Origin of the sequence: Kitasatospora sp. NPDC057595 (genome assembly GCF_042800875.1) — a bacterium.
Lineage (GTDB): Bacteria > Actinomycetota > Actinomycetes > Streptomycetales > Streptomycetaceae > Kitasatospora.
The window spans coordinates 26,765-38,173 of the sequence record NZ_JBHVGL010000039.1; the positions used below are offsets into that span (position 1 = coordinate 26,765).

Sequence of the window (11,409 nt, forward strand, 5' to 3'; positions counted from 1 at the left end):
ACGGCGGGTGGCCCCGGGAACGTCTCCGTTCCCGGGGCCACCCGTCATTCGGTTACGGGCTCGGTCAGCCCATCCAGTCGAGCACCGGCAGCATGACGCCGAACGCCTCCGCCGCGTCGCGGTCCAGGCCGTACGACGGCACGGTCAGGCTGCTGTCCGGCTGCCAGGCACCGCTCAGGCCCTCCGGCCGCCAGCCCTCGTCGAAGTAGCCGTGACCGTGGCCGTGGCCGTGGTCGTCGTCATGGCCGTGGTCCTCCTCGGGGCACGGCGGCAGGCACCGGGCGAGCGCGGACGACTGCCCGCTGCTGACCGGCCTGCCGTCCGGACCGAAGCCCGACGCACTCACCGTGTTGGTGAAGTCCTCGGTGATCAGGCTGGAGCAGTAGAACATCACGGTCTGGCCCGGAGCCAGGTTGAACGTCCCGGCCGCCGTCTCGCAGGAGACTTCCTGCGGGTCACTCAGCGTGATGCCGGTGATGTCCGTCGGGCCGGTGTTGGTCACCGTGATCCGCCAGTGCGCCACGCACTGGTCCGGGAGGCAGGGGTCCTCGGAGGCATCGCCCTTGTGCAGGGTCGCCTCCTTGCCCCACGGCCCGGAACCACCCTGGCCGCAGTCGCGGTCCTTCTCGGGGAGGCAGACCTCCTTGTTGATGGTCATCGACGGGGTACCCGGCGTCGTCACGTCGACGGTCGCGTCGGACGGCGGCGTGGTGATCGGGCCGTTCGGGCCGGGGAAGGTGGCCGTCACGGTGTTGACGGTGTGCTGGGTGACGTTCGCCAGGCTGCAGAACACCTGACGCGACCCACCGACAGCCAGGTCGAACGACCCGGCAGCCGTCACGCACGACGGCGAGACACTGTCCGTCAGCGTGATCCCCGTGACCGGGACCGTGCCCGTGTTCGTCACCGTGATCCGCCAGTACGCCGTGTTGCCGGACGGAACCGTGGTGCTCTTCGCCCACGGACCCGGACCACCCTCGGCGCAGTCAGCGGCGTTCGTCGAGGTGCAGACCTCCTTGTTGATGCTCACCGACGGAACAACCGGCGGCGTCACGTCGACGGTCGCCTCGGACGGCGGCGTCGTGATCGTCTCCCCATCGGGGCCGGGGAACGAGGCGGTCACCGTGTTGACAGTGTGCTGCGTGACGTTCGCCAGGTCACAGAACACCTGGTGAGAAGCGCCCACCGCGAGATTGAACGACCCGGCGGCGGTCACGCAGGACGGCGAGACGCTGTCCGTCAGCGTGATCCCGGTGACCGGGACCGTGCCCGTGTTCGTCACGGTGATCCGCCAGTACGCGGTGTTCCCGGACGGGATCGTGGTGCTCTTCGCCCACGGACCCGGACCACCCTCGGCGCAGTCGGCCGCGTTGGTCGAGGTGCAGACCTCCTTGTTGATGCTCACCGACGGAACAACCGGCGGCGTCACGTCGACGGTCGCCTCGGACGGCGGCGTCGTGATCGTCTCCCCGTCGGGACCGGGGAACGAGGCGGTCACCGTGTTGACAGTGTGCTGCGTGACGTTCGCCAGGCTGCAGAACACCTGACGCGACCCACCGACAGCCAGGTCGAACGTCCCCGCAGCGCTCACACAGGACGGCGAAACACTGTCCGCCAGCGTGATCCCCGTGACCGGGACCGTGCCCGTGTTCGTCACCGTGATCCGCCAGTACGCCGTGTTGCCGGAAGGAACCGTGGTGCTCTTCGCCCACGGACCCGGACCACCCTCGGCGCAGTCGGCCGCGTTGGTCGAGGTGCAGACCTCCTTGTTGATGCTCACCGACGGAACAACCGCCGGCACATCGACCGTCGCCTCCGACGGCGGCGTCGTGATCGGACCCTCCGGACCCGGGAAGGTGGCCGTCACCGTGTTCACCGTGTGCTGCGTGACATTCGCCAGATCACAGAACACCTGGTGAGAAGCGCCCACCGCGAGATCGAACGTCCCCGCAGCCGTCACACACGACGGCGAAACACTGTCCGTCAGCGTGATCCCCGTGACCGGGACCGTGCCCGTGTTCGTCACCGTGATCCGCCAGTACGCCGTGCTCCCGGACGGGATCGTGGCGGCCTTCGCCCACGGACCCGCACCACCCTCGACACAGTCAGCGACGTTCGTCGAGGTGCAGACCTCCTTGTTGATGCTCACCGACGGAACAACCGCCGGCACATCCACCGTCGCCTCCGACGGCAGGGTCGTGATCGGACCGTCCGGACTCGGAGCGGTCGCCGTCACCGTGTTCACCGTGTGCTGGGTGACGTTCGCCAGGTCACAGAACACCTGACGCGACGCACCGACCGCGAGGTCGAACGTGCCGGCGGCCGTCACGCACGACGGCGAGACGCTGTCCGTCAGGGTGATCCCGGTGACCGGAATCGTCCCGATGTTGGTCACGGTGATCCGCCAGTACGCCGTGCTCCCGGACGGGATCGTGGTGCTCTTCGCCCACGGACCCGCACCACCCTCGACACAGTCAGCCGCGTTCGTCGAGGTGCAGACCTCCTTGTTGATGGTCAGCTCCGGCAGCGGAGGCGGCGTCACCTCCACCGTCGCCTCCGACGGCGGCGTCGTGATCACCTCCCCGGCAGGACCGGGGAACGATGCCGTGACCGTGTTGATGGTGTGCTGCGTGACATTCGTCAGATCACAGAACACCTGGTGAGAAGCGCCCGCCGCGAGATCGAAGGTCCCCGCAGCGGTCACACACGACGGCGAGACACTGTCCGCCAGCGTGATCCCGTTCACCGGAACGGTCCCGGTGTTGGTCACCGTGATCCGCCAGTACGCGGTGCTCCCGGCCACGACCGTGGTGCCCTTCGCCCACGGACCCGCACCACCCTCGACACAGTCAGCGGCGTTCGTCGAGGTGCAGACCTCCTTGTTGATCTCCAGCGACTGCACGTCCGCCGTCGCCTCGGACGGAGGCGTGGTGATGATCTCCCCACCCGGACCGGGGAAGGAGGCCGTCACGAGGTTCACCGTGTGCTGGGTGATGTTCGGCAGGTCGCAGAACACCTGATGGGACGCCCCCACCGCGAGATCGAACGTCCCCGCGGCGGTCACGCAGGACGGCGAGACGCTGTCCGTCAGGGTGATCCCGGTGATCGGGACCGCACTGGTGTTGGTCACCGTGATCCGCCAGTAGGCGGTACCGCCGGGTACGAGCGTCGCGTTCTTCGCCCATGGACCCGGGCCACCACTCACGCAGTCGGCGGCGTTCGCCGAGGTGCAGATCTCCTTGTTGATCTCCAGCTTCGGGGCGCACTCCGGGCCCGGGGTCACCTCGAAGGTGACGATGTTGGAGGTGACGGGGATCCCGCCATTGGTGACGGCGTAGGCCTCGTTGGAGATCGAGGTGACGGAGCAGTCCGGGGTCACCTTGGTCTCGTAGCAGATCTGCGGGGCGTCGCCGACGAAGGTCACCTGCATCACCGGCTGGTTGCCCGGGGTGAAGGACGAGCCGTTGACGAGGTCGATGTTGCCGATCACCTGGATCGGTTGGTCGGCGATCGGGACGGAGGAGATGTCCGCCGTGCCCGTGGCCGGGTCGAACGGGAACGTGCCGATCGGGGTGCCGCCGGCGGACAGCACGGTCACCGTGGAGTTGGCGAAGTCGACGGTCGTCGGATCGATGTTGAAGAGACTGACCGTCCCGTAGGACCTCACGTGCCCGGTAGCCCCGTCGCAGTAGTACGCCGACGGGTTGATGGTGCTCTGCGCCTTGGTCTTGAGGCAGGGCGAGGCACCGGTGATCGGGTCGATGGAGAACAGGACGCCGACGTCGCCGAGGCTGTACTTGCACTGGCCGTCGTAGGCGAAGCCGTACGGGCTGGTGTTGCCGCCGTTGACGTTGGGCGGGCCGTTGACGACGCCGTTGGTGCCGTACTGGGAGCAGGGGGCCTGGGTGTTCCAGTCGTAGCAGAACTCGGAGCTGTTCAGGGTCGGAGTGTTGCCCTGGTAGATCCAGAACGGGAACTCGGTCTCCAGGTGCCCGTTGGGGGCGGTAATGGTCAGCGGGACCTGGTAGTTGGCTTCGCCGGGGGCGACGTTGGTGCTGACCAGGGCCTGCAGGCCGGGGGGCGCGGCGATCGGGTCGCCCGCGAAGTCGAAGCAGACGACGGTGCCGACCGGCGGGGTGACCCGCCCTTCGACGCCGCCCACCACGGTGCAGACGCCGATGGCCGTGCCCGAGGAGTTGTAGATCGCGAAGACGTTGTCGACCCGGGCGGGGTCGACGCCGAGGGGGGTGACCACGATCTTGGGGACGGTCCAGCCGGCGCAGGCGAGGCCGGTCGCCGGGTCGAAGCAGCCCATCAACGACGGCAGCGGAGCCCGCTGGTTGTCGGTCACGTAGACCTTGCCGTTGATGACCGTCATCGTGCCGACGTAGTCACCGGGGAAGCCGCCCTGGCCCTCGTTCGGGGGCAGACCGATCTCGAAGGTGCCGCAGGGGGCGTTGGCGGCGCGGTCGTAGCAGAGGATCTCGCCGGTGCCGGAGACGACGTAGTCGAACCCGCCGGGGACCTCGACCACACCGCCGATGACCGTGCCGAGGCCCTCCTGGAGCGGGGTGAAGCCGCAGCTGGCCTGGGCCTGGAGGTCGATGCAGCCGATGCCGATGAGCGCGGGGGTGACCCGGCTGACGGCGGCGTAGTACAGCTTGGAGCCGGACTGCACGTAGGTCGGGGTCCGGGTGCTGCCGAGGTCCCCGGTAGTGCCGTTGGGCACCGAGGAGTTCAGCGGCTGGGGCCAGCTGGCGGGCGCGCCGCTCGGGGTCGGGCAGGGGCCGCTGGTCGACAGGTCGGTGCAGACGACGCTGGCCGGGCTCGCGAACCCGTGGTGGTAGATGTTCCAGGCCTCGGGCGTGGCGACGCCGTTGATGGTGGCGGTGTAGAGGATGGGCGTGAAGCCGTCGCCGCCGGTGGCCGTGTTGACCGGGGTGAGGGGCGCCGGGATCGGGACCACCTCGCCGGTGGCCGGTGCGGAGAGCCTCGGGTTGGTCGCCTGGACGACGTTGGTGGCCGGGCCCTGGTCGGTGGTGGAGAAGGTGGCGCCGCCGTCGGTGGACCACTGCCTGGTGAAGCCCGGCGGCGCCTGGAGCGTGTCGGGCACGTAGATCTGGGACTCCGGGGCGCTTCCCGGGCCGCCCTGGATGGGGTCGGTGACGGTGGTGGAGACCGGCACGTTGTCCGGGTTGGTGGCGGAGACGACCCAGCGGATGACGTCGCCGTGGGTGGTGGTGGTCGTGCTGCCGGTGGTGAGGTCGGTGCCGGTCTTCTCCAGGGTCACCGGCAGCTGACGGCCCTGCCGGTCTCCCTGACGGTCCGACGGGTGCGCCGCGGCGGGCCGGTCGGTCACCGCGGCGGCGTGGCCGACGGCGAGGGCCGGGGTGGTCAGCGACGCGACGGCGGCGGCGAAGGCCGCCACCAGGGTGACGAGCCGGCCCGGTGGTCGGTGGGCGGAGCGTCCGTCAGGTCTGGAACCCGGGGCCGGGGGTGTGGGCGGACAACGCGTCATCAGAGGTCCTTTCGACCCTGCGCTCATGTTCGGGGGATGGCGGGGAAGGGAAGCCAGAGAGCACAGTTCGATTTGATGATGTTCTGACGAGACGTCCGATTTGTATGACAAAGGCCAGGTTCACTCTGCGGCCACCCAGGAGCACTCAGACGGATGCCAGGACTTGACGGAAAGATGGCCAGACTGAGCAACTGTCACCGCGCGTGACCGGATCTCCGCATGCCGAATGTCCGGCGGCGGCGACGCCATCCGGCTTGCACATGGCGCCACGATGGTGCCACTATGACGCCATGGACCTCACTCCGTATGTCGAGAATCTGCGTCGCGAACTCGCGGTGGCCGCCGAGGCCGGCGGGGAGGATGCGCGCGCGCTGGCCGAGCGGCTCACCGCACCGCTGGAGGCGGCGGCCCGGCTGACCATGCTCAACGTGCTCTCCGCCGCGTCGGACGAGATCACCCGCGAGCTCGCCCCGGGCTCGGTCGACGTACGGCTGCGCGGGCTGGACCCCGACTTCGTGGTGACCCTCCCGCCGGCCGCCGCCGGGCCCGCGGAGCCTGCCGCACCGGTCGAACCGTTCACGGCGCCGGTGCCCGCCGACGGCGAGGAGGGCGCCACCGCCCGCGTCAACCTGCGGCTGCCGGCCCACCTCAAGGCGCGCGCCGAGGAGGCGGCGGGCCGCGAGGGGCTCTCGGTCAACGCCTGGCTGGTGCGGGCGGTGGCGGGTGCGGTGGAAACCGGCGCGCGGCCGCGTCCGACGGGGAAGGTCCAGACCGTCGGCCAGAGCGTGACCGGCTGGGTGCGCTGACCGCGCCACGGGAACGGCCGGAGGCGGTTCACTCTCCACGAGTGAACCGCCTCCGGCCATTCCGCACGGGCCGGGCCCCACGTGCACCCAGGCCGACGGACGCGACCGCTCGCGCTGCAGCCGGATACCAGTGAGGGAGACGGCCGCCCCCGATCCCGGAGGCGGGCATCCCCTAGGGGATCGGGGCACCACCCCGGGGAACCGTCGGGGGCCGACCCCTCCCCAAGGCGTAGCCGCCCGGCCGAAGCCGTGCGACTTGATGGGGAGAAGAGGTCGGACCCCGGTCTGACGAACTGTCATCCGGACGCTGAGAGAGTTTCAACCACCGGACAAATGGCGGTAGTTGGAGACACCTTCCGCCCGGCCAAGGGGAGGTTGGCGCAGTGGGGACGTCAAGGAACGGAGCCGTCCGCCTGGCGGCGGTCGCGCTGGCGGGGGCGGGCCTGGTGATCGGCATGGTCCCGGCGGCGCAGGCGCAGGGCACCGCCGGCCCGGTGACGGACGCGGAACGGCGGGTCGACCGGGCGGCGCTGGACGCCGGCCTGCAGGCGGTGGTGGCGCCGGGCGGTGCCACCGCCGCGCTCGGCCGGGTGAGCGAGAGCGGCCGGACCCTCTGGAGGGGCGCGGCCGGAACCGGCGACCTCACCACCGGCGAGCCCGCCTCGGCCCGCGACCGCTTCCGGATCGGCAGCGCCACCAAGACCTTCGTGGCGACGGTCGTCCTCCAGCTGGTCGCGGAGCACCGGATCGGCCTGGACGACCCGGTGGAGAAGCACCTGCCCGGCGTCGTGCACAACGGAGCCGCGATCAGCCTCCGCCAACTGCTCAACCACACCGGCGGCATCTTCAACTACACCTCGGATCCGGCCTTCGCCTACGAGGACGAGGCCTCCTTCCGGACGTGGCTCAGCACCGACCGCTGGAAGTCGTGGACGCCGGCGGAGCTCGTCGCCGTCGCCGAGTCCCACCCGGCGTACTTCCCGCCGGGGCAGGACTGGCACTACTCCAACACCGACTACATCCTGCTCGGCATGCTCATCGAGCAGACCACCGGCCGCAGTTGGCAGCAGGAGGTGGACCGCCGGATCATCCGGCCGCTCGGCCTGCGCGAGACCACGATGCCGGAGAACGACCCCACCGTGCCCGGCCGCCACACCCACGGCTACGCCGGTCTGCCCGACGGCCCGGTGGACATCACGCTGTTCAACCCGAGCATCGCCGGCCCGTCCGGCGCCGGCATCTCCACCACCGCCGACCTCGCCACCTTCATGGCCGCCCTGCTCGGGGGCCGGCTGCTCGGACCCGCCGAGCTCGCCGAGATGAAGCGGACCACGGGCCTCGGCCTCGGCGCCGACTACGGCCTCGGCCTGGAGCGCACACCCACTCCGTGCGGAGACTTCTGGGGCCACCGCGGCGACAGCATCGGCTACAGCAGCGTCATGCTCAGCGATGACACCGGGAAGCGCCAGGTCGTGCTCTCCCGCAACCCGTACGACTCCGGTGGACCGGACGCCTCCGCGGCCGCCTTCACCGCCCTGGTGACCGCCGCGGCCTGCACCGGCCGGGCCGCCTAGATTCCCGGAGCGCCCAGATTCCCGGGCCGCCGGGAATTCGCTCAAGTCGCACGGGAGCGCCGGGCCGGAAGCCGCTTCACCGGAAGCCGTTTCATCGATCCCCCATTTAATGCCATGGACACGACAGAATAGCGGTGCACGCGCGGTGTCCGGCCTTGCCGTCGGCGCGGGCCGATGACAAGGCCGAACACCCTCGGGCACGAGCGTATCCCGTGCCCGGCCGGGACAGAAGGCGTTCGCCGGCCCATTCGATTCGCCGCGACCGCCGCGTCGACGACCTCGTCAACAACCTCGTCAACCAGCCGCTTACCGCATGTTTACCGTCTTTCATGTGTCATGAAGTAGGTTCCTGAACGCGCTAGTTGACGTCATGTCATACAAGCTGTCGGCTCGATGTCAATTTCTTGACAGGCCGCAAGTGCTGCTCATAGCCTGGCCGCGTCCTGGTTCCGGTACAACGGGGTGAAGATACGTACCGCGGCCTGTGGGCAGCACTTGCTCCGGGTTTCCTTTTTGCTACTTCTGTTTCCGCCAGCAACTTTCCCTGGCCGATTGCACGCAAAGGCGCTTTCGGGATTTCAAGACCCTTCTTCCTGCTTTGATTCACCGGCTCCCGCATGCGGGGCCGTCGTCATGCTGTCCAGAACTGCACGCTGCAGCGCCCGGCCCATTTCGGGGGGACCGGGAACGGTCTCCTGCGGCGAACCGTCCGGAATCACCAACATTCATTTGCGCATGGGGGGAGAGCCGATGTCGACGCGCCCAAAATCAGCGGCCAGGACGCTTGTCGAACTCTTGCGGTACCGAGCCGAGCACCAGCCCGACCAGGTCGGATACCGGTTCCTGAGTTTCTCGGGCACCGGGCAGCCGGAGGAATCGCTGCTGACCTGGAGCCGGCTGGACGCCTGGGCACGAGCCGTTGCCGTCACCCTGCGGGCGGAGGGCACCCCGGGAGACCGGGTCCTGATGCTCTGCCCGCCCGGGCTGGACTACGTGGCCTACTTCTTCGGCTGCCTCTACGGCGGATTCGTCCCGGTGCCGGCCTATCCGCCGGGGACGGCCAAGCACGTCGGTCGGGTACAGGCGATCGCCCTCAACTCGGGTGCACGGATCGTTCTCACGGACGAGTCCTCCGGCCTGGCGGACACCGCCCCGGCGATCGGCGACGGCACGGCCGGCGACGGCCTCGTGTCCCCGCTGTCGCGGGCCCGTTGGCTGCCCGCCGACGACCGGGTGCTGGACGGCCGGGAGGACGACTGGAGCGCTCCGCCGCTCACCGGTGAGGACACCGCGTTCCTGCAGTACACCTCGGGTTCGACCGCCACCCCGAAGGGGGTGATCGTCACCCACCGGAACCTGATCGCCAACGCCCGGGCCGCGCAGGAGGCCTTCGGGCTCACCGTCGAGAGCCAGTCCGTGAGCTGGCTCCCGCCGTACCACGACATGGGGCTGATCGGCGGCATCATCTGCCCGCTCCACACCGGCTACACCGTCACCCTGATGGCCCCGGTGTCCTTCGTCCGGGAACCGGCGGTGTGGCTGGAGGCCATCAGCCGCTACCGCGGCACCGTCAGCCCGGCGCCGAACTTCGCCTACCGGATGTGCGTCGAGCGGGTGACGGACGAGGTCAAGGACCGCCTGGACCTGTCGAGTTGGGTCTCGGCGCTGAACGGGGCCGAACCGGTCCAGCCGGAGGTGCTGGACCGCTTCGCGGCGGCCTTCGAGCGCTGCGGATTCCGCCGGACCAGCTTCTACCCGTGCTACGGGCTGGCGGAGAGCACCCTGCTGGTCTCGGGCGCGCGGCCGCAGGGCGATCCGCTGGTGCGCCACGTCTCGAAGCCGGAGCTGGAGCAGGGCCGGATCAGGCCACCTCATGACCTGAACTCGGTTCAGTCGCTGGCGAGTTCGGGCGAAGTCGCGTCGGACACCGAGGTGGCGATCGTGGCCCGGGAACGGGGCGAGGTGCTGCCGCCGGGCGAGGTCGGGGAGATCTGGGTCCGCGGGGAGAGCGTCGCGGCCGGCTACTTCGAGGCGCCGGAGGCGACGGCGGAGACCTTCGGCCTCCGGCTGGCGAACGGCGAGGGTCCGTACCTGCGCACCGGCGACCTCGGGGTGCTGATGGACGGCGAACTGTTCGTCACCGGCCGGGCCACCGATCTGATGATCTTCCGTGGGCGCAACGTCTATCCGCAGGACGTCGAGGCGACCTGCACCGACAGCGATCCTTCGCTCGGGGCGGTCCGGGCCGCGGCCTTCACGGTCGAGGCGGACGGCGAGGACGTGCTGGTCGTCGTCCAGGAACTGCCGCGCGGGAGGGTGAGCGCCGAGCTGGCGAGCGGGCTCACCACGACGATCCGCCGGCGGATCTCCGAGGTGCACCAACTGCAGGTGCACGACGTGGTGCTGGTACCCGCCCGCAAGATCCCCACCACCTCCAGCGGCAAGGTCCAGCGCCGGGCGTGCAAGGCCCAGTACCTGGAGGGTTCGCTGCCCGTGGTCCGTCCGGCGGCCGCCCGCCCGGCCCCCGCCGCCGCGGTCCAGGAAGCGGCCGCGATCCCGGCCCCGACTCCGAACCCGGCCGCGACTCCGGCCCCGGTCGGGCAACCGGCCGACGGCCGCGCGACGGCCGCCGCGCGGACCAGGACCGCCGCCGAGATCGAGGACCGCCTCAGGGGACTGATCGCCGCCGGCGCCCGGCTCGACCTGCACGAGGTGGCCGCCGACGAGCCGTTCACCTCGTACGGGATCGACTCGATCCAGGCGGTCTCGCTGGCCGGCACGCTCTCCGAGTGGCTCGGGCACCACGTGCCCGACACGCTCGTCTGGGAGCACCCCACGCCGGCCGCCGCGGCCCGCGCACTGGCCGAGGAACTGCGGGCGGCGAACGCCCTGTTGTCTCCGGACCAGGATCCCGCCCAGGACCTGGCCCAGGACCCGGCGCGGACGGCGCCGACGGTCCGGGGCGGGGCCGAGGACGCGATCGCGGTGATCGGGGTGGGGTGCCGGTTCCCGGGCGGAGTGACGGGCGCGGACGGCTTCTGGGACTTCCTGGCCCGCGGGGGCTCGGGGATCACCGCGATCCCCGAGGACCGCTGGGACGTCGAGGAGTTCTTCGACGAGGAGGCCGGCGCACCGGGACGCATGTACGTGCGCCACGGCGGATTCGTCGACGGTGTGCGGGGCTTCGACGCCGGCCTGTTCGGCATCCCGCCGCGTGAGGCGATGGGCATCGACCCGCAGCACCGACTGGTGCTGGAGGTGGCCTGGGAGGCGCTGGAGCACGCCGGGGTGGCACCCGACTCGCTGCGCGGCAGCCGCACCGGTGTGTTCGTCGGCATGGGCGGCAGCGACTTCCAGCGTCTGGGCGCCGGGGACGTGTCGCTGATCGACGCCTACTCGGCAACCGGCAGTTCGGCGAACTTCGGCGCCAACCGGCTCTCCTACGTGCTGGGCCTGGAGGGCCCGAGCATGGTGGTGGACACCGCCTGCTCCTCCTCCCTGGTGGCCCTGC

General features: G+C 70.3%; 4 protein-coding genes. 3 read left to right on the forward strand and 1 reads right to left on the reverse strand.

Annotation, left to right across the window (positions count from 1 at the left end; genetic code table 11):
• Nucleotides 1-64: 64 nt before the first annotated feature.
• Entirely contained in the window at nt 65-5,428 is a 5,364-nt protein-coding gene (locus ACFU9E_RS34130) for a hypothetical protein (protein WP_380687766.1), read from the reverse strand.
• A gap of 380 nt (nt 5,429-5,808) precedes the next feature.
• Here ACFU9E_RS34130 and ACFU9E_RS34135 point away from each other — a divergent pair, with 380 nt between their 5' ends.
• The 3 genes from ACFU9E_RS34135 to ACFU9E_RS34145 form a co-directional block, all read left to right on the forward strand.
• A complete protein-coding gene (locus ACFU9E_RS34135; RefSeq protein ID WP_380687768.1) occupies nt 5,809-6,324 on the forward strand; it encodes a hypothetical protein in 516 nt (171 codons plus the stop codon).
• Nucleotides 6,325-6,707: 383 nt separating this feature from the next.
• Nucleotides 6,708-7,898, forward strand: coding sequence for a serine hydrolase domain-containing protein (locus ACFU9E_RS34140; protein ID WP_380688620.1), 1,191 nt, complete (start codon nt 6,708-6,710; stop codon nt 7,896-7,898).
• Nucleotides 7,899-8,693: 795 nt separating this feature from the next.
• Nucleotides 8,694-11,409, forward strand: a 2,716-nt coding sequence (locus ACFU9E_RS34145; RefSeq protein ID WP_380715629.1) for an AMP-binding protein, incomplete at its 3' end; no start/stop codon positions are given.